At 72.6% G+C, this 23,613-nt stretch carries 22 protein-coding genes and 1 pseudogene; 15 read left to right on the plus strand and 8 right to left on the minus strand.

The genetic code is table 11. From position 1 onward, the window contains the following. Window positions 1–42: 42 nt before the first annotated feature. From AC6I72_RS27905 to AC6I72_RS27925, 5 genes are all read left to right on the plus strand, one after another. Window positions 43–1,440, plus strand: a complete 1,398-nt coding sequence (locus AC6I72_RS27905; RefSeq protein WP_498003897.1) for a DUF6421 family protein — start codon at window positions 43–45, stop codon at window positions 1,438–1,440. A gap of 41 nt (window positions 1,441–1,481) precedes the next feature. After that, entirely contained in the window at window positions 1,482–2,240 is a 759-nt protein-coding gene (locus AC6I72_RS27910) for an SDR family NAD(P)-dependent oxidoreductase (RefSeq protein WP_498004834.1), read from the plus strand. After that, a complete protein-coding gene (locus tag AC6I72_RS27915) occupies window positions 2,237–3,310 on the plus strand; it encodes a threonine aldolase family protein (RefSeq protein WP_366724044.1) in 1,074 nt (357 codons plus the stop codon). The genes AC6I72_RS27910 and AC6I72_RS27915 overlap by 4 nt, the downstream gene beginning before the upstream one ends. A 94-nt stretch (window positions 3,311–3,404) precedes the next feature. Further along, a complete protein-coding gene (locus AC6I72_RS27920; protein ID WP_498003898.1) occupies window positions 3,405–3,998 on the plus strand; it encodes a transglutaminase domain-containing protein in 594 nt (197 codons plus the stop codon). Between the two features lie 19 nt (window positions 3,999–4,017). Beyond that, window positions 4,018–4,719 carry a B3/B4 domain-containing protein gene (locus AC6I72_RS27925; RefSeq protein ID WP_498003899.1) on the plus strand — a complete coding sequence of 234 codons (702 nt, stop codon included), beginning with the start codon at window positions 4,018–4,020 and terminating at the stop codon, window positions 4,717–4,719. Between the two features lie 62 nt (window positions 4,720–4,781). Here AC6I72_RS27925 and AC6I72_RS27930 read toward each other — a convergent pair whose 3' ends face one another. Both AC6I72_RS27930 and AC6I72_RS27935 read right to left on the minus strand, forming a co-directional pair. Further along, on the minus strand, window positions 4,782–5,006 hold the full coding sequence (locus AC6I72_RS27930; protein ID WP_498003900.1) for a hypothetical protein: 225 nt from the start codon (window positions 5,004–5,006) through the stop codon (window positions 4,782–4,784). 112 nt (window positions 5,007–5,118) lie between these two features. Then, window positions 5,119–5,847 (minus strand): lysophospholipid acyltransferase family protein, encoded by a 729-nt coding sequence (locus AC6I72_RS27935; protein ID WP_037854645.1) that lies wholly within the window; start codon window positions 5,845–5,847, stop codon window positions 5,119–5,121. A 264-nt stretch (window positions 5,848–6,111) separates the two neighbouring features. On the opposite strand from AC6I72_RS27935, the gene AC6I72_RS27940 reads away from it, so the two are divergent. The 4 genes from AC6I72_RS27940 (at window position 6,112) to AC6I72_RS27955 (ending at window position 9,209) form a co-directional block, all read left to right on the plus strand. Further along, a complete protein-coding gene (locus AC6I72_RS27940; protein ID WP_498003901.1) occupies window positions 6,112–6,438 on the plus strand; it encodes a TlpA family protein disulfide reductase in 327 nt (108 codons plus the stop codon). Between the two features lie 211 nt (window positions 6,439–6,649). After that, the gene (locus tag AC6I72_RS27945; protein ID WP_498003902.1) at window positions 6,650–7,168 is read left to right on the plus strand and encodes a flavin reductase family protein; all 519 of its coding nucleotides are present in this window, start codon (window positions 6,650–6,652) and stop codon (window positions 7,166–7,168) included. A 238-nt stretch (window positions 7,169–7,406) separates the two neighbouring features. Continuing rightward, window positions 7,407–8,192, plus strand: a complete 786-nt coding sequence (locus AC6I72_RS27950) for an electron transfer flavoprotein subunit beta/FixA family protein (RefSeq protein ID WP_498003903.1) — start codon at window positions 7,407–7,409, stop codon at window positions 8,190–8,192. A gap of 54 nt (window positions 8,193–8,246) precedes the next feature. Further along, window positions 8,247–9,209: an electron transfer flavoprotein subunit alpha/FixB family protein gene (locus AC6I72_RS27955; RefSeq protein ID WP_366724037.1), complete on the plus strand. Its 963-nt coding sequence runs from the start codon at window positions 8,247–8,249 to the stop codon at window positions 9,207–9,209. 91 nt (window positions 9,210–9,300) lie between these two features. On the opposite strand, the gene AC6I72_RS27960 is transcribed toward AC6I72_RS27955, so the two are convergent. Further along, window positions 9,301–10,449 carry an IS30 family transposase gene (locus AC6I72_RS27960; protein ID WP_498004835.1) on the minus strand — a complete coding sequence of 383 codons (1,149 nt, stop codon included), beginning with the start codon at window positions 10,447–10,449 and terminating at the stop codon, window positions 9,301–9,303. A gap of 270 nt (window positions 10,450–10,719) precedes the next feature. On the opposite strand from AC6I72_RS27960, the gene AC6I72_RS27965 reads away from it, so the two are divergent. Further along, window positions 10,720–12,024 (plus strand): DUF6986 family protein, encoded by a 1,305-nt coding sequence (locus AC6I72_RS27965; protein WP_498003904.1) that lies wholly within the window; start codon window positions 10,720–10,722, stop codon window positions 12,022–12,024. A gap of 333 nt (window positions 12,025–12,357) precedes the next feature. On the opposite strand, the gene AC6I72_RS27970 is transcribed toward AC6I72_RS27965, so the two are convergent. Further along, window positions 12,358–13,431: a LacI family DNA-binding transcriptional regulator gene (locus tag AC6I72_RS27970; RefSeq protein WP_498003905.1), complete on the minus strand. Its 1,074-nt coding sequence runs from the start codon at window positions 13,429–13,431 to the stop codon at window positions 12,358–12,360. A 204-nt stretch (window positions 13,432–13,635) separates the two neighbouring features. On the opposite strand from AC6I72_RS27970, the gene AC6I72_RS27975 reads away from it, so the two are divergent. Beyond that, on the plus strand, window positions 13,636–14,589 hold the full coding sequence (locus AC6I72_RS27975; RefSeq protein ID WP_498003906.1) for an ROK family protein: 954 nt from the start codon (window positions 13,636–13,638) through the stop codon (window positions 14,587–14,589). Between the two features lie 100 nt (window positions 14,590–14,689). Here AC6I72_RS27975 and AC6I72_RS27980 read toward each other — a convergent pair whose 3' ends face one another. After that, on the minus strand, window positions 14,690–16,726 hold the full coding sequence (locus AC6I72_RS27980) for an NPCBM/NEW2 domain-containing protein (RefSeq protein WP_498003907.1): 2,037 nt from the start codon (window positions 16,724–16,726) through the stop codon (window positions 14,690–14,692). 190 nt (window positions 16,727–16,916) lie between these two features. Here AC6I72_RS27980 and AC6I72_RS27985 point away from each other — a divergent pair, with 190 nt between their 5' ends. Both AC6I72_RS27985 and AC6I72_RS27990 read left to right on the plus strand, forming a co-directional pair. Then, window positions 16,917–17,111, plus strand: coding sequence for a hypothetical protein (locus AC6I72_RS27985; protein ID WP_498003908.1), 195 nt, complete (start codon window positions 16,917–16,919; stop codon window positions 17,109–17,111). Between the two features lie 180 nt (window positions 17,112–17,291). Beyond that, entirely contained in the window at window positions 17,292–18,338 is a 1,047-nt protein-coding gene (locus AC6I72_RS27990; RefSeq protein ID WP_498003909.1) for an NUDIX hydrolase, read from the plus strand. Window positions 18,339–18,489: 151 nt separating this feature from the next. On the opposite strand, the gene AC6I72_RS27995 is transcribed toward AC6I72_RS27990, so the two are convergent. Continuing rightward, complete coding sequence (locus tag AC6I72_RS27995) at window positions 18,490–19,206, minus strand: MBL fold metallo-hydrolase (protein ID WP_498003910.1); 717 nt, start codon at window positions 19,204–19,206, stop codon at window positions 18,490–18,492. A gap of 87 nt (window positions 19,207–19,293) precedes the next feature. Next, the gene (locus tag AC6I72_RS28000; RefSeq protein ID WP_498003911.1) at window positions 19,294–20,646 is read right to left on the minus strand and encodes a dipeptidase; all 1,353 of its coding nucleotides are present in this window, start codon (window positions 20,644–20,646) and stop codon (window positions 19,294–19,296) included. Window positions 20,647–20,861: 215 nt separating this feature from the next. Between AC6I72_RS28000 and AC6I72_RS28005 the strand changes: the two genes are divergently transcribed. Both AC6I72_RS28005 and AC6I72_RS28010 read left to right on the plus strand, forming a co-directional pair. Continuing rightward, entirely contained in the window at window positions 20,862–22,124 is a 1,263-nt protein-coding gene (locus AC6I72_RS28005) for a geranylgeranyl reductase family protein (protein WP_498003912.1), read from the plus strand. 283 nt (window positions 22,125–22,407) lie between these two features. Beyond that, window positions 22,408–22,680: pseudogene (locus AC6I72_RS28010) on the plus strand (DNA-binding response regulator); the annotation flags it as partial. Between the two features lie 39 nt (window positions 22,681–22,719). Here AC6I72_RS28010 and AC6I72_RS28015 read toward each other — a convergent pair. Further along, on the minus strand, window positions 22,720–23,496 hold the full coding sequence (locus AC6I72_RS28015; protein ID WP_498004836.1) for a maleylpyruvate isomerase family mycothiol-dependent enzyme: 777 nt from the start codon (window positions 23,494–23,496) through the stop codon (window positions 22,720–22,722). Between the last annotated feature and the right edge of the window lie 117 nt (window positions 23,497–23,613).

Here is a 23,613-nt window from a genome sequence, read left to right on the forward strand (position 1 = left end):
ATACGGTCTTCTTACGCGAGCTTCTCCCGTGGAGGATGGGTCATGACGGAAATTCTTGTGCAGGTGGGTGCGGAGGGACATGTTCCTCCGGTGAGCAGGGTGGTCGAGCACCCGGCGTGGCCCGTGCTCAAGGATGCCGTGGAGCAGATCCGGCCATGGCAGTCGAAGGACGGTTCGATCGACTTCGACCGTGAGGGCGCGCCCGCCCGCGAGGACGCCGAAGCCGCCGTGCGCCGCGTGACCGGCGCCGTCGAGGAACTGTCCCCGCTGCTGCCGCACGACGCCGCCTACCACCGCGCGCTCGTGGCGGACCTGCACCGCTGGGCCGACGACGGCTTCCAGGTGCCGGACTTCCTGGACTCGCTGCTCGCCTTCCAGCCCGCGGCCCACCGCGCGGACGGCCTCCAGCACCTGGTCGTCTTCCCGATGTACACGCAGAACGGCAACCCGGACCGCAACCTGGAGGCGGTCGTGCTGCGCATGGTCTGGCCGGACTGGCTGGCCGAGCTGGAGCGCACCCGCTACGACAACCCGCTCTTCTGCGGCATCACCTTCGAGGACTTCACGGCGGGCTACGACACCAACTCCGCTGTGCTCTTCCCCGAGACCATCGCCGTGCGCGAGGCGCCGGAACGATTCTCCTGGGGCGGTATCTTCTGCGACCGCGAGGCCGCCCGCTTCCGCCGGGTGACCGCCGCGGCCGTCGGCCTCCTGGGCCTGGAGCTGCCCGACGACATCGCCGCCATGGTCGACGACCAGAAGCGCTGCGAGGAGGCGTTCGTCCTGTGGGACATGGTCCACGACCGCACCCACAGCCACGGCGACCTGCCGTTCGACCCCTTCATGATCAAGCAGCGCCAGCCGTTCTGGATGTACGGCCTGGAGGAACTGCGCTGCGACCTCACCGCCTTCAAGGAGGCCGTGAAGCTGGAGACCGACGGCGTCCCGCAGGCCCGCGACGTGCAGTACGCGGTCCTCTTCGACCGCATGTTCCGCTTCCCGGTCACCGGCGAGCGTGTGCGCAACTACGACGGCCTGGGCGGCCAGCTGCTCTTCGCGTACCTGCACAAGCACGACGTGGTGCGCTGGACCGACAACAAGCTCTCCATCGACTGGGAGCGCGCCCCGCAGGTCACCAACCAGCTGTGCGCCGAGATCGAGGAGCTGTACCGCGACGGCATCGACCGCCCGAAACTGGTGCACTGGTTCGCCGGGTACGAACTGGTCGCCAGCTACCTCGCCCCGCACCCGGCCTCCAGGTGGGCCAAGGGCCCCGACGCCCTGGACCTGACCCAGCCGCCGCGCAAGCTCGTCGATGACGTGCTTCCGGACGAGTTTCCGCTCAGCATGTTCTACGAGGCACTGTCCAAGAAGCTGAAGAACGTGATCGCCTCCACCAAGGGCATCACGGCCGACAGCGCCGAGCAGGTCGCCGCGTGAGCGACCGCGTCCAGAACACTGCTCCTACGGAGGCGAAGAAGATGGCGGGCAACGGGGCTCTCAGCGGTGCGGTGATCGCGGTGGCCGGCGCGGGCGGACCCGCCGGGCGGGCGACACTGCTCAGGCTCGCCGAGGCGGGCGCGACCGTCGTCGGTGCGGACAACGACCCGCAGCGGCTCTCCGAGGCCGTGGACGCGGCCCGCTACGCGTCCGGCGGCGCGAGCGTCACCGGCGACACCGTCGACCTGCTCGACCTCAAGTCCACCCGGGACTGGGCGGCGCACGTCGAGAAGGACTTCGGGCGCGTCGACGGCCTGGTCCACCTCGTGGGCGGCTGGCGCGGCAGCGAGACGTTCACCAAGACCAGCCTGGACGACTGGGACTTCCTGGAGCTGCTGCTCGTCAAGACCGTGCAGCACACCTCCCTGGCCTTCCACGAGGCGCTCCAGCGCAGCGAGCGCGGCCGGTACGTGCTGATCAGCGCCTCGGGTGCCAGCAAGCCCACGGCGGGCAACGCCGCCTACTCGGCCGCCAAGGCCGCCGCCGAGGCCTGGACGCTGGCCATGGCGGACTACTTCCGCAAGGCCGGCAAGGCGGAGGGCGCCGAGGGGCCGACGTCGGCGGCTGCGATCCTGGTGGTGAAGGCGTTGGTGCACGACGCGATGCGCGCCGAGCGTCCCAACGCGAAGTTCGCGGGCTTCACGGACGTCAAGGACCTCGCCGAGGCCATCACCGGCGTCTGGAGCAAGCCCGCCGCGGAAGTGAACGGAAAACGTCTGTGGCTGACCGAGCAGCCGTGAACCCTGCCAAGACCGACGCGCGCCGCCGTCACGACCCCGAGGTCCGCGGCTTCGCCAGCGACAACTACGCCGGTGTCCACCCCGAGGTGCTCGCCGCCCTGGCCCTGGCCAACGGCGGGCACCAGGTCTCCTACGGCGAGGACGAGTACACCGACCACCTCCAGCGGATCGTCCGCAGCCACTTCGGCGCGAGCGCCGAGGCGTTCCCGGTGTTCAACGGCACCGGCGCCAACGTCGTCGCGCTGCAGGCGGTCACCGACCGCTGGGGCGCGGTGATCTGCGCGGAGAGCGCGCACATCAACGTCGACGAGGGCGGCGCCCCCGAGCGCATGGGCGGCCTGAAACTGCACACGGTGCCCACCCCGGACGGCAAGCTCACCCCCGAGCTGATCGACCGGCAGGCGTTCGGCTGGGAGGACGAGCACCGCGCGATGCCGCAGGTCGTCTCGATCACCCAGAGCACGGAGCTGGGCACGCTCTACACGCCCGAGGAGATCCGGGCGATCTGCGAGCACGCCCACGCCCACGGCATGAGGGTCCACCTGGACGGGTCCCGGATAGCCAACGCCGCCGCCTCCCTGGACGTCCCCATGCGGACCTTCACCAACGCCGTCGGTGTCGACATCCTCTCCCTGGGCGGCACGAAGAACGGCGCCATGTTCGGCGAGGCGGTCGTCGTCCTCGACCAGGGCGCCGTCCGCCGCATGAAGCACATCCGCAAGATGAGCATGCAGCTCGCCTCCAAGATGCGCTTCGTCTCGGTGCAGCTGGAGGCCCTGCTCGCCAAGGACCTGTGGCTGCGCAACGCCCGGCACGCCAACGAGATGGCCCAGCGGCTCGCCGAGGGCGTACGGGCGGTGCACGGGGTGGAGATCTGCTACCCCGTCCAGGCCAACGGCGTCTTCGCCAAGCTGCCGCACGCGGTGAGCGAGCGTCTGCAGAAGCGCTTCCGCTTCTACTTCTGGGACGAGTCCGCGGGGGTCGTGCGCTGGATGTGCTCGTACGACACCACGGAGGACGACGTGGACGCGTTCGTGGCGGCGCTCAAGGAGGAGATGGCGCGGCACTAGAGCGAGAGGGGCGCACCCCGCAGGTGTGCATAGTTATGCGATCATTCGGAAAGTCATTGACTGTCGAGTGATCGCATTCCTATGCTCTGCGGCCATGGAGCTGATCCAGCACACCTCTGACCTGTCCGCCTATCTGGCCGCCGACGAGGCGATCGACCACGATCACCCGGTGGTCCGCGAGGTCGCCGCCCAGCTCGCCGAGGGCGTGGCCGACTCGTATGCCTATGCGCGGTCCGCGTACGAGTTCGTGCGCGACATCATCCCGCACTCGCAGGACTCGGGCGACCCGCGCGTCACCTGGCGGGCCTCCGACGTCCTGCGGCTGCGCACCGGCATCTGCCACGCCAAGGCGCACGCCCTCGCCGCCCTGCTGCGCGCCGAGGACATCCCCACGGCGCTGTGCTACCAGAGGCTCGCCTGGGACGACGGCGCTGGACACGCCCTGCACGGACTCGTCGCCGTCCGGTTCCGCGGCGCCTGGCACCGGCAGGACCCGCGCGGCAACAAGCCCGGTGTCGACGCGCAGTTCTCGCTGGCAGGGGAGCGGCTGGCCTACGTACCGGACCAGAAGTCGAATGAGATGGACTACCCGGTACTGTACGCTGAACCTCATCCGGTCGTGCTGAATGCGCTCAAGGCCGCCCCCGACCGGGCCGCGCTGTCCGCAGAGCTCCCCAGCGAACTGTGACGTACGAGGCGGAGAGACCATGACGCTCACACTCACCGTGTCCGACGAGGTGCGAGCCCTCGCGCCCGGCTTCACCCACGTGGCCGTCGAGGCGCACGGCCTGGTCAACGGCCCCAGCACCGAGGCCGGCGCCGCCCTCCTCGACGACGCGGCCCGCCGCCTCGCCCTGCGCCTGGACGGGCGCGCCCCGCACGAGGACCCGCACATGGCCGCCTGGCGGGAGACGTACACGGCGTTCGGATCCAAGCCGTCGCGCACCCGGAACTCGGCCGAGGCGCTGGCCAAGCGCGCCCTGTCCGACGCGGGGCTGCCCCGCATCAACGTCCTCGTCGACCTCTACAACGCCGTCAGCGTCGCCCACCTGATCCCCGTCGGGGGTGAGGACCTCGACCGGATCCAGGGCGGCATGAGCCTGGTGCGGGCCGGCGGCGAGGAGGAGTTCGTGACCGTCGCGGGCGGTGAGGAGGTCGTCGAGCCCCCCGACGCCGGCGAAGTGGTGTGGCGTGACGAGGCCGGCGTCACCTGCCGCCGCTGGAACTGGCGCCAGGGCCCGCGCACCCGTCTCACCGAGCGGACGACCTCCGGCGTCTTCCTGCTGGAGAGCCTCGCCCCGATGCCCGTGGCCGACGTCGTCCGCGCCGCCGGTGAACTCGCCGAACTGCTGGAGAAGTTCAGCCCGGGCGCACGGATCACCGTACGCGAACCACAGTCCGCGTCCTGAGTCTCGGAGCGCTGAACAAAAGGGGCGCCCGGCTGATCGGACTCCCCTTCTGTTCCGACCTCTCAGGGGCGGCGGTACTGGTCGCTCATGGTCGGCGTGGTGTTGTGCATCGCCAGCGTGCTGTAGGAGGAGCGGTCCCGCTGGGCCTGGATCCGGCTGGCCTGCTCGATGAGCAGACCCTCCGCGTTCTTGGTGGAACCGTTGCGGCGGCGCAGCAGCACGACGATCAGGCACACCACGACCCCGGCGAGCAGACCGAACATGACGGCGAGCGAGACCATGGACATCCCCCGTCCCCTTGTACGCGCCGGCCGGGGGCCGACCGCGCGCCAAGTCCGCGGTGACCCGGCGGACCGTCAGTTTAGGGCGCGCGGTGGCCGGGGCACCACCGATCGGGCCTCAGAGCGCGGCCGCCGTCCGCAGTTGCTCCGGAGTGGGGGCCGTGCCGCCCAGGTGCGCGGGCATCCACCAGGTGTCCTCCGGGTCCCTCGGACGCACCGGATAGGCGCGCTGGGCGGCCTCCAGCAGTTCCTGGACGCGCTCGCGCAGCCGGCGGGTGATGGCCCCCGCGTACTGGTCGCGCGGGGCCTCGACCGCCTCGCCCACGCGGACCGTGACGGGCGTGTGGCTGCGCCTGAAGTTGCGCGGGTGCCCCTTGGTCCACAGCCGCTGCGTGCCCCACACAGCCATCGGGATCAGCGGCACCCCCGCCTCCTGGGCCAGCCGCGCGGCACCCGACTTGAAGCTCTTGAGGGTGAAGGACTCCGAGATGGTGGCCTCGGGGAAGACCCCGATCACCTCGCCCGAGCGCAGCGAGTCCAGCGCGTGCGCGTAGGCCGCCTCACCCTGGGCGCGGTCGACCGGGATGTGCTTCATGCCGCGCATCAGCGGACCCGAGATCCTGTGCCGGAACACCGACTCCTTGGCCATGAAACGGACCAGGCGCTTCTGCGGCAGGGCCGCCAGACCGTTGAAGATGAAGTCCAGGTAGCTGATGTGATTGCTGACCAGCACGGCGCCGCCCTGACGCGGTACGTTCTCCGAACCCCGGCAGTCGATCTTGAGGTCCCACACCTTGAACATGGTGCGGGCGAAACCGATGACGGGACGGTAGACAAGCTCGGCCATGGGCGGGGCGGACCCTTCTGTCTGCCAGGGAAGGGGGGACTCCCGGCGGAAGTTACGCAGCCGTAGGTTTACGGCATGTCGCAGATCGTGCCCCAAGAACGGCCGGGGAGCCAGTCCACGTGCCCGTCACCGGCGAGATCCTCGTCACGTCGATCGGCCGTCCGGGGCACCCCCGCCGCCGTCCGGGAATCTCCGCGGGCCCGCGCGCGCTGAAGCGGAGCGGAGCAGGATGACGGCACGGGACGGCGGAACGGGAGGGTACGCGTGCGCGGACCGGAGACCGACAAGCGGCTGGGCGCCGCCGAGTTGGGGCGGGAGCTGGGCGAACGCGCCACGCTGGTGCAGTTCTCCACCGCCTTCTGCGCACCCTGCCGGGCGACCCGCAGGGTCCTCGGCGAGGTGGCCCGCATGGTCCCGGGCGTCGTCCACGTCGAGATCGACGCCGAGGACCGCCTGGCGCTCGTCCGCGAGCTGGACGTCCGCAGGACCCCCACCGTGCTGGTCCTCGACGCGGACGGACGCATCGTGCGGCGCGCCACCGGGCAGCCCCGTACGGCGGACGTCGTCGCGGCCCTGGGGGAGGCGTGGTGAGTCCCGTGCGCACGAGGGTGATTCAGGTCCCGTGTGGTACGTACTTGACTGCACCCGCCACCTATCGTCAGCCTGACCGTATGCCTCGAGAACTCCTTCTTCCCGGCCGGCGCCAGGGGGCGGCGCTCCCGGCCCGCGGCGTGAGAGCGCGCTGTCCGGGCTGTTGAACAGCCACGGTTCCCGCGCGTCCCACCAGCAGAAGGACAACTCCATGACGGTCCCGTCCGACCTCGTCACTCCCGGCACCATCCGGCCTGCCTCCCCCGAACTGCTGCGCTCCGCCTTCCGGCGGCACGCGGCGGGCGTGGCGGTGATCACCGCGCGCGGTGCGAGGGGACCGGTCGGCTTCACCGCCACGTCCCTGACCTCCGTCTCCGCCGAGCCGCCGATGATCTCCTTCGGCATCGGCACCGGCGCCTCCAGCTGGCCGGTCGTGTCCGACACCGAGCACCTCGGCGTCCACATACTCGGTGAGCACCAGGAGGAACTGGCCGCCACGTTCGCCCGCAGCGGCGCCGACCGCTTCGGGGAGCCCACCGCCTGGCGCGACGGGCCGCAGGGGGTCCCGGTGCTCGACGGTGTCCTCGCGTGGCTGGTCTGCCGGGTCGTGGGACGGGTCCCGGCGGGCGACCACCGCATCGTGATCGCCGAGGTCGTCCTCGGCGACTGCCCCGGCGCCGGCCGCCCCCTCCTCTACCACCAGGGCCGCTTCAGCGCCCTGCGCGACTGAGCGGACGGTCCGGATCCGGCCGCTCCGGCACCCGTCCGCGCAGCGGTCGAGTTCCGGTTACGCTGCGTTGCGAAGGTCACAGTTCAAAGCGCTTGCTCAGCGGGAAGGAACTGGGTGTACTGGCGAGTAATATCTCGCTCGGAGCGTGGGGTCGCCCCGACCGGGATCGGCCGCTTCAGGCGCCTATGCTGCCTGCAAGAAGGCAGCCCAGAAATGACGATGCAGTAGGAGAGCCGGCGTGAGCTTGAGGATCGTTGTCACTGTGAAGTACGTGCCCGACGCCACTGGCGACCGGCACTTCGCCGATGACCTGACCGTCGACCGGGACGACGTGGACGGTCTGCTCTCCGAGCTGGACGAGTACGCCGTGGAGCAGGCCCTGCAGATCGCGGAGAACGCGGACGACGCCGAGGTGACCGTGCTGACGGTGGGCCCGGAGGACGCGAAGGACGCGCTGCGCAAGGCGCTCTCGATGGGCGCGGACAAGGCGATCCACGTCGAGGACGACGACGTGCACGGCACGGACGCGATCGGCACCTCGCTGGTGCTGGCCAAGGCCGTCGAGAAGGCCGGTTACGACCTGGTGATCTCCGGCATGGCCTCCACCGACGGCACGATGGGCGTGGTGCCGGCGCTGCTGGCCGAGCGGCTCGGCGTCCCGCAGGTGACGCTGCTGTCCGAGGTCTCGGTCGAGGACGGGGTCGTCAAGGGCCGCCGCGACGGTGACACCGCCTCGGAGCAGCTCCAGGCGTCGCTGCCGGCGGTCGTCTCGGTGACCGACCAGTCGGGCGAGGCGCGTTACCCCTCCTTCAAGGGGATCATGGCGGCGAAGAAGAAGCCGGTGGAGTCCTGGGACCTGTCGGACCTGGACATCGAGGCCGACGAGGTCGGCCTGGCGGGCGCCTACACGGTGGTGGAGTCGGCGGCGGAGCGTCCCGCGCGGACCGCGGGCAAGATCGTCAAGGACGAGGGCGAGGGCGGCAAGCAGCTCGCCGAGTTCCTCGCGGGCCAGAAGTTCATCTGAGCCCCGTCCCCCGCCCCCTCCCTCATCCGTCGCAAGCAGGAGAGAAGAAGTCCCATGGCTGAAGTCCTCGTCTACGTCGACCACGTGGACGGCGCCGTCCGCAAGCCCACCCTGGAGCTGCTGACCCTGGCCCGCCGCATCGGCGAGCCCGTCGCCGTCGCGCTGGGTGCCGGCGCCTCCGGCACCGCCGCCGCCCTCGCCGAGCACGGCGCCGTGAAGGTCCTGACCCACGAGGCCGCCGAGTACGGCGAGTACCTGGTGGTGCCGAAGGTGGACGCGCTGCAGGCCGCCGTCGAGGCCGTGTCCCCGGCCGCGGTCCTGGTCCCCTCCTCCGCGGAGGGCAAGGAGATCGCCGCCCGTCTGGCACTGCGCATCGGGTCGGGCATCATCACCGACGCCGTCGACCTGGAGGCCGGCGCGGAGGGTCCGGTGGCCACCCAGTCGGTGTTCGCCGCCTCCTTCACCACCAAGTCCCGCGTCTCCAAGGGCACGCCGGTCATCACGGTCAAGCCCAACAGCGCCGCCGTGGAGGCCGCCCCGGCCGCCGGTGCGGTCGAGGCCCTGGACGTCACGTTCTCCGGCCAGGCCACCGGCACCCGGATCACCGGCCGCACGGCGCGTGAGTCGACGGGCCGTCCGGAGCTGACCGAGGCCGCGATCGTGGTCTCCGGTGGACGCGGCGTCAACGGCGCGGAGAACTTCGGGATCATCGAGGCGCTCGCCGACTCGCTCGGCGCGGCCGTCGGTGCCTCCCGCGCCGCCGTCGACGCCGGCTGGTACCCGCACACCAACCAGGTCGGCCAGACCGGCAAGTCCGTCTCGCCGCAGCTCTACATCGCCAACGGCATCTCCGGCGCCATCCAGCACCGGGCCGGCATGCAGACCTCGAAGACCATCGTCGCGGTCAACAAGGACCCCGAGGCGCCGATCTTCGACCTCGTCGACTACGGCGTCGTCGGCGACCTCTTCGAGGTCGTCCCGCAGCTCACCGAGGAGATCAAGACCCGCAAGGGCTGATTCTGCGGCTCCCTTCCCGGGGCCGCCCCGGGCCAGGCCCCCGTGACCGATGGCGCTTTCTAGGGATCGTCGCAACACGTGGTCGTGTTGGTCAGGCCGCGAGCAGTTTATGCAGGCGCTCGGCTGGGGTTTCCCAGCCGAGCGTTTTGCGTGGGCGGCCGTTGAGTTGGGCGGCCACCGCTGCGAGGTGCTCGGGGCTGTGGACGGAAAGGTCGGTGCCCTTGGGGAAGTACTGCCGCAGCAGGCCGTTGGTGTTCTCGTTCGAGCCGCGCTGCCAGGGGCTGGCCGGGTCGCAGAAGTAGACCGGGATGTTGGTGGCGACGGTGAACGAGCCGTGGGCGGCCATCTCGGCGCCCTGGTCCCAGGTCAGCGACCGCACCAGGTGAGCGGGCAGGGTCTGGACGGTTCCCACGAGGGCGTCGCGGACGTGTTCGGCGGTGCGGCCGTCGGGCAGGTGCAGCAGCATGACATAGCGGGTGGCGCGCTCGACGAGGGTGCCGATCGCGGAGCTGCCGTCCTTGCCGATGATCAGGTCGCCTTCCCAGTGGCCGGGCACGGCCCGGTCTTCGGCCTCCGCAGGACGTTCGCTGATCATCACCATCGGGGTGGCGAACCGCGGGGTGCGCTGTTGGGCCTGGCGGCGGGGCTTGCGCCGTACCCGGCCAGTGCGCAGCGCCTTGGCCAGCTCACGGCGTAGTTCACCCCGGCCCTGGACATAGAGGGCCTGGTAGACGGTCTCGTGCGCCACGTGCATCTCCGGCCGGTCGGGGAACTGGGTCCGCAGAGCCTGGCAGATCTGCTCGGGACTCCACCGTAGGTCCAGGTGACGCTGGATGAAGTCCCTCAGCTGCGGGTTCTGCCCGATCCTCCCCGGCTTCGGGCGGGGCCGGCGGGCGTCGCAGCGGGCCTGGGCGGCGTAGGGCCGGTAGGCCCAGCGGGAGGCGTCCCCGCGCAGCGGCATGCCGTTGCGGCGTATCTCCCGGCTGATCGTGGACGGGCTGCGGCCCAGCTCGGCCGCGATCTGCCGGACGGAGGCCCTCTCACGCAGCCGGTCGGCGATGTGGATGCGGTCCGCTTCCCGCAGATACCTCGACGGACCCTCGGGCGTCCTCGCGGCACGGACCGGCGGTGCTGCCTTGTCCTTGCCGGAGGCCGCCCGGCCGTTGCGCCACCGCTTCCCCGTTCGGGAGTTGATCCCGACGCGTTTGCAGGCTTCGGCGCTGCTCAGACCCTGGTCCATGAGCCGGAAGTATTCCTCCCGCTCACGGACCAGGGTCCTGCGCCCCTGAGCCTTGCCCCGGTTCTCCCGGATCTTGAAGTCCATCGCACCCCTTGAACTGGGGTGTTGCAACGACTCCTAGAACCAACGGATCGGTCACGGGGGCCTCGGCTTGTCCGGGTCGGGCCGATGGCCCAGGCTGCGGACAGGTGTTGACCGCCGGGAAGCTCCACGGATAGCTTCGTACTGCGGATTATTGATTCCGCACAACGGAAAGCAGGAGGGTGTGGAATGGGTCAGGGCCAGCAGGAGACGGTGGCGACGAGCCTTGCGGGCGCCGTCAGCGAGGAGATCAGCGCCTCCCTCGCGCCGGTCGACGCCGAGCTGGAGCGCTGCTACCCGGGCGATCCCGGCACCCGCCAGCCCGTCCACACGGTGTACGTCCCCGGTGACGCCTTCGCCGCCGACACCATCCGCTCCTGGGGCGACCGGGCGCTCGCCGCCCTCGACGAGCACGCCCCGGACGCCGCGTCCTTCGCCGCGGTCCTCGGCCTCGGCGACGAACTCGCCGAGCCGGTCTACTCCCGCGTCCGCGCCAAGCTGGAACGCGAACCGGTCGAAGACCTCCGCATCGACTTCGAGGACGGCTACGGCCCGCGCCCCGACGCCGAGGAGGACGAGACCGCCGCCCGGGCCGCCCGGCTGGTGGCCGAGGCGTACGCGAAGGGCACGGCCGCGCCGTACATGGGCATCCGCATGAAGTGCATGGAGGCGCCGGTACGCGACCGGGGCATCCGCACCCTCGACGTCTTCCTCAGCGGTCTGATGCAGGCCGGCGGACTGCCCGACGGACTGGTCCTGACCCTGCCGAAGGTGACGTACCCCGAGCAGGTCACCGCGATGGCGCGGCTGCTGGAGGCCTTCGAGAAGGCCCACGGGCTGGAGCCCGGGCGGCTCGGCTTCGAGATCCAGATCGAGACCAGCCAGTCCATCCTCGCCGCGGACGGCACCGCCGCCGTCGCCCGGATGATCGGGGCCGCCGAGGGCCGCGCCACCGGCCTCCACTACGGCACCTTCGACTACAGCGCCTGCCTGGGCGTCTCCGCCGCCTACCAGGCCAGCGACCACCCCGCCGCCGACCACGCCAAGGCCGTCATGCAGGTCGCCGCGGCCGGCACCGGCGTCCGGGTCTCGGACGGTTCCACGAACGTCCTGCCGGTCGGTCCCACCGAGAAGGTCCACGACGCCTGGCGCCTGCACTACGGCCTCACCCGCCGTGCCCTGGCCCGCGCCTACTACCAGGGCTGGGACATGCACCCGGCGCACATCCCCACCCGGTACGCGGCCGTGTTCGCCTTCTACCGCGAGGGCTTCGAGCAGGCGGCGGGCCGCCTCGCCCGCTACGCCAACCGGGCCGGCGGCGACGTCATGGACGAGCCCGCCACGGCCAAGGCGCTCAGCGGCTACCTGCTGCGCGGTCTGGACTGCGGCGCCCTGGACATCGCCGAGGTCGCCCGCCTCACGGGCCTGACCCGGGCCGACCTGGAGGGCTTCGCCGCCCCCCGCCGCGGCGACCTCACGGCGTCCGCGCAGTAACCCAGGGGCTCCACCATTCGCCGCCGTGGCGGGGAGCGCCGTTGGTGGGGGTGGCCGGCCGCCCCCACCGACCGGGGCTGTCTGCCGCTCTGCCGCTCCGGAGTCCTGTGGACCTGCCGGAGCGGCACGCGGACGGACGGGCGCGTCGTCCAGGGCGCCGGTCGTCAGGTCCGACCCCGCGCGTGACGGCCGGGCGGCAGAGCCCGGCCGGCTTCGCCTCCCGGCCTCGCCCGGCCTGCTCCTCTTCCGGCTTCGCCCGGCCGGTTCCGCCTCCCGGCTTGGCCCGGCCGGCCCTGTCTCCCGGCTTGGCCCGGCCGGGACTGGGGGGAAGCGTCAGGGTGAAGGCGGCAGTTCGCCCGAACCCCGCTGGACGAGCCGGGTCGGCAACTCGATGCGTTCCGGGGCCAGCTGGGTGCCCTCCAGCTGACGGAAGAGCCGTTCGGCCGCGGTGCGCCCGAGGGCTGCCGCGTCCTGGGCGACCACGGTGACGCCCGGCTGCAGCAGGTCGGCGAGTTCGATGTCGTCGAAGCCGACGAGCGCGACCGGCCGGGACAGTCCGGCCAGGACACGGATCACGGTGACCGTCACCCGGTTGTTGCCCGTGAAGACCGCGGTGACCGGGTCCGGCCCGGACAGCATCTCCTCGGCCGCCCGGCGCACCCGCTCCGGATCGGTGACGCCCAGCGACATCCAGGAGTCCTGGACGGTTATGCCGGCGTCCTCCATCGCCGCCCGGTAACCGCGCAGGCGTTCGGCCGCGGTGTGGATGCGGGGCATGTCGCCGATGAAGCCGATCCGGCGGTGGCCGTGGGCGATCAGGTGGGCGACGCCGTCGCGGGCGCCGCCGAAGTTGTCCGAGAGGACGACGTCCGCGTCGATCCGCCCGGCCGGGCGGTCCACGAACACCGTCGCCACGCCCGCCTTGATCTCCGGTTCCAGGTACCGGTGGTCGTCGCCGGCCGGGATGATGACCAGCCCGTCCACCCGCCGCGCGCACAGCGCCAGGGCCAGCTCCTGCTCACGGTCCGGGTCCTCGGCGCTGGAACCGTTGATCAGGAGGGCGCCGTGCGCCCGGGCCACCTCCTCCACCGCGCGGCTGAGCGGACCGTAGAACGGGTCGGCGAGGTCCTCCAGGACGAGCCCGATGCTCGCCGTGCGCCCCTTGCGCAGCACCCGTGCGCTGTCGTTGCGGCGGAAGCCGAGCGCGTCGATGGCCTCCTGGACGCGCCGCTCGGTGTCCGAGGTGACGCCGGGCTCGCCGTTGACGACGCGCGAGACGGTCTTGAGGCCCACGCCGGCCCGGGCCGCCACGTCCTTCATCGTCGGACGATTGCCGTACCGTGTCCCGGACGCGCGGTCCGTGGCACGGTCGGCGGGGCGGTCTTCTCGGCGGGCGGTCTCTGGCACGATGCGGCGTCCTGTCCTGTCGTCCGGCGGGGGTGTGTCGGCCCCTGGGTGCGTAAGAGGATGTGGCGTCGAGCATAGAGCCTGGACAACGTTGTCATACCCGCGAGAGACTGTCCACCGCATACTCGGCCCGCACTCCCATCGCGCGGCCGGTCTGCGCCCACCTCTTGGCTCTTTCATGGTTGACGGGGAGATCTGACTCTGATGCACACCGACCTCGTGGCCGCGCTCGACATCGGCGGCACCAAGATCGCCGGCGCGCTGGTGGACGGCCACGGCAGCATCCTGGTGCGCGCCCAGCGCGCCACGCCCGCGAGGGAAGACGGCGACACCGTCATGCGGGCCGTGGAGGACGTGCTCGGCGAGCTGAGCGCGTCGGCGCTGTGGGGCAGGGCCACGGCGCTGGGCATCGGCAGCGCGGGCCCGGTGGACGCCTCCGCCGGCACGGTCAGCCCGGTCAACGTACCGGGCTGGCGCGGCTACCCGCTGGTGGAGCGGGCCCGGGCCGCGGCCGGCGGGCTGCCCGTGGAACTGATCGGGGACGGCGTGGCCATCACGGCCGCGGAGCACTGGCAGGGCGCGGCCCGCGGGCACGACAACGCGCTGTGCATGGTGGTCTCCACCGGAGTGGGCGGCGGTCTCGTCCTCGGCGGCCGGCTGCACCCGGGCCCGACGGGCAACGCCGGCCACATCGGCCACATCAGCGTCGATCTGGACGGTGACCCCTGCCCGTGCGGGTCCCGGGGGTGCGTGGAGCGCATCGCCAGCGGCCCGAACATCGCCCGCCGGGCGCTGGAGAACGGCTGGCGGCCGGGGCCCGACGGCGACGACACGGCCGCCGCGGTGGCCGCCGCGGCCCGCGCGGGCGACCCGGTCGCCGTGGCCTCCTTCGAGCGCGCCGCCCGGGCCCTGGCGGCGGGCATCGCGGCGACGGCGACCCTGGTGGAGATCGACATCGCGGTGATCGGCGGGGGAGTGGGCAAGGCGGGGGACGTGCTGTTCGACCCGCTGCGCCGGGCCCTGACCGACTACGCCACGCTCTCCTTCGTCCGGCGCCTGACGGTCGTCCCGGCGCAGATGGGCACGGACGCGGGGCTGGTGGGGGCCGCGGCGGCGGCGCTCACCGGACAGACGGACGCGGCCGCGGCCGGAGTCTGACCGCGGCCGCGGGTGGGGATGCGCGGGAGCGAAGGGGTGGGGCCGGGCGACGCGTCGCCCGGCCCCACCCCTTCACCGCCTGGTGCGCGGCGTCAACGGCTCAGCACGTCAGCCGGGCGTTCGCCCAGTCGCCGTGGTCGGAGTCGGTGTTGTCGCCGCCGTTGGTGACGACGAGCCGGACGACCTCGGCGCCGGTGACGTCGGCGCTGATCGGCTGGGCCGGCATGGCGTTGGTGAGGACGCCGGTCGAGGCGGCCCTGGTGCCGTCCGCCCAGATCTCGAAGGAGACGGTGCCCTTGGCGCCCTTCTCGTCGTCGACGCCGACGTCCGCGGTCACCTTCGTGCAGGCCTTGCCGGTGTAGTACGTGACCTCGCTCGGCGCGTGGGTGCCGAGCCCCTTGGCGTACACGACCCCGCCGACGGTGATCGGGCGGCCGTCGCCCGCGGCGCTCTCCCCGTTGCTGGTGTTGCGCTCCACGGGACCGTAGCCGTTGGTGGCCGACATCCAGGGCAGGTCACCGAGGTACGACGTCCCGGAGGGCGGCGGTACGACCACCGACGCCGTGACGGTCAGCGTGCCGGTGGCGCGGGTGGTCGCGCCCGCGGCGCCGTAACCCGCTCTCAGCGTCAGGTCGTACGAGCCGGTCGGCGTCCCCTGCGGGGCCGTGACCGTCCACCGCGTCTTCAGGGCGCCCCCGGTGGGGACGGCGTGGGCGCGGGCGGAGGAACGGGCCCGCACCGTCCAGCCCTGGGGGCCGGTCAGCGACACGGAGAGGTCGCGGGCCGAGGTGCGGCCGAGGTCGGTCACCGTGCTCGTCAGCGTGGTGGGCCTGCCCGCCACCACCAGCGGCGAGCCGTCGGTGGCGAGTTCGACCGCGGGCGGGTTCTCGCTCCAGTGCCGGTCGGGCGAGACGCGTACGAGCACCGTGCCGTGGGCGGGGACCGTCGCCGAGATCGTGCCCGCCGTGTTGTAGTCCCGGTGCTGCCACAGGTCGCGCAGGGTGTAGGCGGCGGCGTGCGGCAGACCGACGGCCCGGGCGGTGGTGGCGATGCGCTGCGGGGTGCCGGTCTCGTTGAACAGGGCGACCGCGCGGCTGCCGTCCTTCATCTCCTTGGCGACGACCCAGCGGCCGTCCTGCGAGGAGACCACGGAGCCCTGCTTGCCCAGCGGGTCCTGGTCCACGGCGATGACGTCCCGGTTGGCCAGGATGCCGAGCGTCTCGGGGGACGCCTTGCGCAGGTCGGAACCGATGAGGAGCGGCGCGGCCATGACCGACCACATGGAGAAGTGGGTGCGGTACTCGGTGTCCGTCATGCCGCCGTTGCCGACCTCCAGCATGTCGGGGTCGTTCCAGTGGCCGGGGCCGGCGTACGGGGCCAGCGGCAGGTTCTTCTTCAGGATCGACAGCATCGAGGACCACTTGTCCTGGATGTCGTGGGTCGTGCGCCACAACTGCCCCACGCCGGCCGCCCACTCCCAGGGCTTGTTGTCGCCCCATTCGCAGATGCTGTAGACGATGGGCCGGCCGGTCTTCGCGGTGGCCTGCGCCAGGGCGTCGCGCATGGTGAGGTAGCGCTGGCGCGCGTCCACGCCCTGGTTGTTGCAGTTGTCGTACTTCAGGTAGTCGACGCCCCACTCGGCGAACTGCCCGGCGTCGCTGTACTCGTGACCGAGCGCGCCCGGGAAGCCGGTGCTGCTGCAGGTCTTGGTGCCCGCGCTGGTGTAGATGCCCAGTTTCAGACCCTTGGCGTGCACGTAGTCCGCGACCGCTTTGATGCCGCGGGGGAAGCGGACGGGGTCGGGGACCAGCTTGCCGTCCGCGTCGCGGGCGGGCAGGGCCCAGCAGTCGTCCAGGTTGACGTACTGGTACCCGGCGGACTTCAGGCCCTTGTCGACGAACAGATCGGCGATCCCCTCGACCATGGACTCGTTGAACTCCGGCCCGCAGTGGGTGGAGTTCCAGTTGTTGAAGCCCATCGGCGGGGTGAGGGCGAGCCCTTCGGCCCGGGCGGGCGAGGCGGTCCGGTGCTCCTGGGCCACGGCGACCGAGGGGGCCGCGCCCCCGAGGGTGAGCAGCGAGGCCGTGAGTACTCCGACGACTCTTCGACGGGAGGTGCGCGTGTGCGGCTGACGCATCGTGAACGTTCCTCCGAACTCCCGAAAGATGGGATGACTTCATGTCCGCGTCATCGTGTGCGTTTACGGTAGGACCTGTCGGACTGTGTCGGAAGGGAACGCCACGCTTGTTCAGCGGTTGTTCGATACGCCGTCACGGCCCCGGCGCACGCAGCCGTGACCAACGGCGCCGCCGGGCGTTGGGGAGGGCATGAAGAAGCGCAGCATGCTCGCCCTCGCCTCCCTCGCCACCGGATTCGTCGTGGCCGCCGTCTCTCCCTCGCACGCCGCCGACCACGATGCGCTCGGGAACCTGGGCGTGAAGGACACCGTGGGCGCCGTGGACCACCTCGTCAGCCACGACAGCCTCGCCGTGGACGACGACGCCCTGGGGCAGAACGGCTGAGGCCGCCGGGCGGCACGGCCGGGCCCCGGGGCGGTGCGGCCGGAGCGGGCACGGCCACGGAACCCCGGTGACGGCCCGTCACCGGGGTTCCGTCCTGTCCGCCGCCGCCCTCATCTGGGGCTGGTTTCCGTGGCAGGGTGGAGCGGGCAAGCCACAGGGGGCCAAAGAAGAGGGGGACCAGTGACCGTCGTCTGGATCAACGGCACGTTCGGTGCGGGAAAGACCACCACCGCACGGGAACTGATCGACCTGATCCCGAACAGCACGCTCTTCGACCCCGAGATCATCGGCGGCCTTCTCACGCACCACCTCCTGCCGCCCAAACACCTCGCCGAGGCCGGTGACTTCCAGGACCTGCCGATCTGGCGGCGACTGGTGATCGACACGGCCGCCGCGATGCTCGCCGAACTGGGCGGCACCCTCGTCGTCCCGATGACCCTGCTCCGCCAGGACTACCGCGACGAGATCTTCGGGGGCCTCGCCGCCCGCCGCATCGGCGTGCGGCATCTGCTCCTCGCCCCGGCGGAAACGATCCTGCGTGAGCGGATAGCAGGCCGTGAGGTCCCGCCCGGCCTTCCCGACAGCGACCTGCGGATACGCCAGTGGGCCTACGACCACATCGAGCCCTACCGCACCGCGCTGGCCGCCTGGCTCACCGCCGACGCCCACCTCATCGACACCAGCGCGCTCACCCCCTACGAGACGGCCGTCCGCATAGCCGACGCCGTCGGCAGCGGCGCCGTGCCCGCCTGCGACATCGTGCAGACGCCCGAACCCACCGCCGAGACCGTCGCCTCCGGTGTCCTCCTCTTCGACGAGCGGGACCGGGTGCTGCTCGTCGACCCCACCTACAAGCCCGGCTGGGAGTTCCCCGGCGGTGTCGTCGAACCCGGGGAGGCACCGGCCCGCGCCGGGATGCGCGAGGTCGCCGAGGAGACCGGGATACACCTGGAGGAGGTGCCCCGGCTGCTCGTCGTGGACTGGGAACGCCCCGCGCCCCCCGGCTTCGGCGGGCTGCGCCTTCTCTTCGACGGCGGCCGGCTCGACTCCTCGGCGGCCGCCCGGCTGCTGCTGCCCGGTCCCGAACTGCGCGACTGCCGCTTCGTCACCGAACGCGAGGCCGCCCGGCTGCTGCCACCGGTCCGCTGCGAACGGCTGCGCTGGGCCCTGCGGGCCCGCGAACGGGGCGCGGCGGTCTACCTGGAGGCGGGCGTGCCGGTGGGCTGAGGGCCGTGCCCGGGCGGACCGCAGAGGCCGGAGACGAGGCAGGCGCCGGTGCGGCCGGCGGCCTGGACCAGGGTGCGTCACGCCCGTGCCGGTGGTGCGGTGAAGCCCGGCTGCGCCGCCCCGGCAGCCGCGCCGGGCGGCGGGACGTCCGTCAGGCGGACGTCCGGTAGCCGTCCGCCGAGCGCCGCAGCGTCTCGCCGGCCCTCCCGGTCACCGGAGCGCCGTGTCCGAAACAGGCGACGTCCGTGTCCAGCGCGGCCAGACGCCGAAAGGACCGCACGGCCCGGTCCCGGTCGAGATTGAACACGCCCAGGATGACCGTGCCGTCCACCGGCGAGGCGGCGACCGCGTCTCCCGTGAACAGGACGCCGTGGCGCGGCAGGTGCAGCGCGATGCTGCCGTCGGTGTGGCCCGGTGCGGGCACGACACGGGCACCGCCGCCGAAATCGAGGACATCGGTGTCCGACAGCTCGGTGACCCGTGGCGGGCGGACCGGCTCCCCCTGCGGGAGCTGCGCGAGGGCCGCCGCGTGCAGGGGGCGCTCCCAGTCCTCGTGGACCGGCGGGGGAGCGGGCGCCTCGCCCCGGACGACCGGCGCGTCCAGACGGTGCACCAGAACCTCGGCGCCGTACGGTCCGGACAGTTCGCCCGCCCCGCCCATGTGGTCCTCGTGGAAGTGGGTGAGCACGATCCGCCGCAGCTCGGCGGGATCGCGCCCCAGGGACCTGATCGCATCGGCGATCGGGGCGCCCGCGCCCCTGGGCCCGGCGTCGACGAGCGTCAGCCCGTCCTCGTCGGACCACAGGTAGGCCTGGCCCACGGGGAAGCGCAGCAGGTGCAGTTGGGGGAGGATCTCCACGACGTCCATGGCACGACCGTAGAGAGACCCCCGCCGCGCGGCGAGGGTCCTTCGCTGTCGGCAGAGCGGGCGGTCCCGCTCCCGGACGCTTCCGGCTCAGCCCGCGTAGTTGCGCAGGAACAGTGCCTCGGCGACCGACAGCCGCTCCAGCTCCTCGGGCGAGACGCTCTCGTTCACCGCGTGGATCTGCGCCTCGGGCTCGCTCAGGCCGATCAGCAGGATCTCCGCCTGCGGGTAGAGCGCGGCGAGGGTGTTGCACAGCGGGATGGAACCGCCCTGGCCGGCGTACTGCAGCTCCTCGCCGGGGTAGGCGACCGCCATCGCGTCGGCCATCGCCTGGTAGGCCGGGCTGGTGGTGTCGGCGCGGAAGGCCTGGCCCTGGCCGATCTGCTCGGTGCTCACCCGGGCACCCCACGGCGTGTGCGCCTCCAGGTGGGCCTGGAGCAGCTTGGTGGCCTCGCCGGCGTCGACGCCCGGCGGCACCCGCAGGCTGACCAGCGCGCGGGCACCGGCCTGCACGGACGGGGTGGCGCCGACGACGGGCGGGCAGTCGATGCCGAGGACGGTGACGGCCGGACGGGCCCAGACACGGTCGGCGACGGCGCCCGAGCCGATCAGCTCCACCCCGTCCAGCACCTTCGCGTCCTTGCGGAACTGCTCCTCCTCGTACGCGAGACCGTCCCACGCCGCGTCGGCGGCCAGGCCGTCCACGGTCGTCGAACCGTCCTCGGCGCGCAGCGAGTCCAGGACGCGGATGAGCGCGGCGAGCGCATCGGGGGCGGCGCCGCCGAACTGGCCCGAGTGCAGGTTGCCCTCGAGGGTGTCGACCTGGACGCGGACCAGGGTCATCCCGCGCAGGGTGCTGGTCACGGTGGGCAGCCCGGCGCGGAAGTTGCCGGTGTCGCCGATCACGATGGTGTCGGCCGCCAGCAGCTCCGGGTGCTCCTCGGCGTAGCGCTCCAGGCCGCCGGTGCCCTGCTCCTCCGAGCCCTCCGCGATCACCTTGACACTGACCGGTATGCCGCCGTTCGCCTTCAGGGCACGCAGCGCGAGCAGGTGCATGATGACACCGCCCTTGCAGTCGGCCGCGCCGCGCCCGTACCAGCGGCCGTCGCGCTCGGTCAGCTCGAAGGGCGGCGTCGCCCAAGCGGCCTCGTCCAGCGGCGGCTGCACGTCGTAGTGGGCGTACAGCAGCACGGTCTTGGCGCCCTCGGGGCCGGGCAGGTAGCCGTACACCGACTGGGTGCCGTCCGGGGTGTCGAGCAGGGCCACGTCCGTGAAGCCCTCGGCGCGCAGGGCGTCGGCGATCCAGTTCGCCGCGCCCTCGCTCTCGCTCCTCGGATACTGGTCGAAGTCCGCCACCGACTTGAAGGCCACCAGCTCGGCCAGTTCCGCCCGGGCCCCGGGCAGGAGGGAGGCGACGGTCTCGGCGACCGGATGCGACGACATGGGCACGCTCCTTGTGGGTGCGACATTGCACTCTGAGCACCTTGCCGGTGCTCTGTGAGCACTTCTGTGTTCCGGATGATCGTGTCAGCGCGGGCGCGTCCACGTGCGCGGGGCGCGTCCGCTGCCGATCCTCCCACAGCGGACCTGGCGGAAACCCGCCGTAGGATGCCAGGGACAGCAGCGGCAGCCGGGTTGATCTGGAGCGGTAGACCATCGTGAGCAGCGAGAACTCTTCGGCGGACGACGTGCAGCAGGTGTGGGACGTCGTCGTGGTGGGCGCGGGACCCGCGGGGGCCTCGGCCGCCTACGCGGCGGCGGTCGCGGGGCGGCGCGTGCTGCTGCTGGAGAAAGCGGAACTGCCGCGGTACAAAACGTGCGGCGGCGGGATCATCGGTCCCTCGCGCGACTCGCTGCCGCCCGGCTTCGACCTCCCGTTCAAGGACCGGGTGCACGCCGTGACGTTCTCCCACAACGGCCGCTTCACCCGCACCCGCCGCTCCAAGCAGATGCTGTTCGGGCTGATCAACCGGCCCGAGTTCGACCAGCAGCTCGTCGAGCACGCGCAGAAGGCGGGCGCCGAACTGCGCACCGGCGCCACCGTCTCCCGGGTCGAGCAGCACGGCTCGGCGGTGCCGGACCGGCGGACGGTCGCCGTGGTGCTCCAGGGCGGCGAGACGGTCCTCGCCCGCGCCGTGGTCGGCGCCGACGGCAGCGCCAGCCGCATAGGGGCCCACGTCGGGGTCAAGCTCGACCAGGTGGACCTCGGCCTGGAGGCGGAGATCCCGGTACCCGAGACCGTCGCCGACGACTGGCGCGGGCGCGTCCTGATCGACTGGGGGCCGATGCCGGGCAGTTACGGCTGGGTGTTCCCCAAGGACGACACGCTGACGGTCGGGGTCATCTCGGCCCGCGGCGAAGGCGCCGCCACCAAGCGGTACCTGGAGGACTTCATCGCCCGGCTGGGCCTGGCCGGCTTCGAACCGAGCGTCTCCTCCGGGCACCTGACGCGCTGCCGCGCCGACGACTCCCCGCTCTCGCGCGGCCGTGTGCTGGTGTGCGGGGACGCGGCGGGGATGCTGGAGCCGTGGACGCGCGAGGGCATCTCCTTCGCGCTCAGGTCCGGGCGGCTGGCGGGGGAGTGGGCGGTGCGGATCGCCGAGGCGCACGACGCGGTGGACGCCCGGCGCCAGGCACTGAACTACGCGTTCGCGGTCAAGGCGGGGCTGGGGGTCGAGATGGCCGTCGGCAAGCGCATGCTCGCGGTCTTCGAGCGCCGTCCCGGCCTCTTCCACGCCGCCCTCACCGGCTTCCGCCCGGCCTGGAAGGCGTTCAAGGACATCACCCAGGGCTCGACCACGCTGGGCGAACTGGTCCGCAACCACCCCGTGGCCCAGCGCGCCCTGACCATGATGGACCGGCGCCAGGCGGCGCCCGCCGCCCCGGAGACCGACGCGGTGGAGGACGCGGTCGGTCCGTGACGGTGTGAGGGCAGGGCGGCGTCACCGCGGGGCGCGGGGACGACGGGGTGCGGTCCTGCGCGCCCGAGGGGACCGGTCCCACGTCGTCCCGTCCGAGGGCGCGCCGCGCCGGTCCCGGACGCGTGACCCCTCCCGGCGTGCCCCGGTCACCGTGCCGAGGGCCGTCCCGGGGCCGGGCGGGAGGCGTACTCCCCCGGGAGGACGGGTAGACCGCACCGGCGGGCTGACGCGCCCGGCGACGGCAGGGCCTGGCGTGGCGGGCATGGACGTGCAGCGCGTACGCGGATCGGGCCGCCGCGCCGACGGACATCCGCTTGCCCGTGCTCGACGGCCCGGCGGTCACCCGCCGTCTCACCGGCGACGCGACCTGGCGGACGTCGAGGTGGTCGTCATGGCGCCGGTCGGCATCGGCCTGTCCTACGAGGAGATCGCCGGCCGCCTGGTGGGCAGCCCGCTCACCGCCAAGACCCATGTCAGCCGGAGCACGGTGAAAATCGGTGCCCGCGACCGGGCCCGACTGGTCGTCCCGGCCTGCGGGTCGGGGCTGGTCCGGCCGCGCCGGCCGGGCCGAGCCCGCGGGCGTCCCCCCGCCCGGTCAGACGATCCCCGAGGTCGTCCGCCACAGGGCGGCCAGCGAGGCGTCCCCCGTCACCCGCGGCACTGGCACCCGGTTCCACAGCGCCAGGTACAACTGGTCGGCGGGGCCGAAGAGTTCGGCTTCGGCGGGGGCGTCCGCGCCGCCGCCCCGTTCCGTGACCGGCGGTCCGTCGGACAGCCGTACGGTCCACACCGCGTCGTCGTCCGCCGGACCCGCGCCGCCGGGCACGTCCTCCGCGCGCACCCGCAGCACGCGCGGCCGGGACGTGCGGACCCTGCTGCGGGAGCGGGCGTGGAAGCCGCGCAGCAGTTCGTCGATGCCGTCGACGGCGAAGGGGGTGCCGACCGGTGCCGGGGTCCCGCCGCGTGCCGCCTCGGCGTCGAAACGGTGCACCGCCGTCTCGTGCGCCTGGCGCCGGGTCCAGAAGGCCAGCGGAGACGGCGAGGGCAGGGGTGCCGGGTGGAACGTCCAGCACACCACGTCGTCCGGGGCCCGGTCCAGGGTCTCCACGAGACGGCGGTGGCTGTCGCGGTACCAGTCCACCAGAGCGGCGCCGTCGAGGAGCGGGGGCTCACCCATGGGCCGCGGCGAGGTGTGCGCGTCCGCGACGAAGGCGGCGGCCCACCGGTGCACCACGCCGGTGTGCCGCAGCAGGTCCCGCACCCGCCACCCCGGGCAGGGCGGCACCGGCGCACCGGTTCCCGCCTGCTCGGCGGCGGCGGCCAGCAACCGGCCCTCCCGGTCCAGGGTCTCGAGGAACTCGGCAGTCTTCATGGCGGGAAGTGTGCCGGACGGCACCCGCTCCCGGGGAGGGGGTCCGGCCACCGGACGGGTCCCCCCGGCGCCGTGCCCGGCCGGCCTCCCCCCGGCACCAGGGGGTCCGGCCATCGG

The sequence above is a fragment of the Streptomyces sp. Xyl84 genome (genome assembly GCF_059731885.1).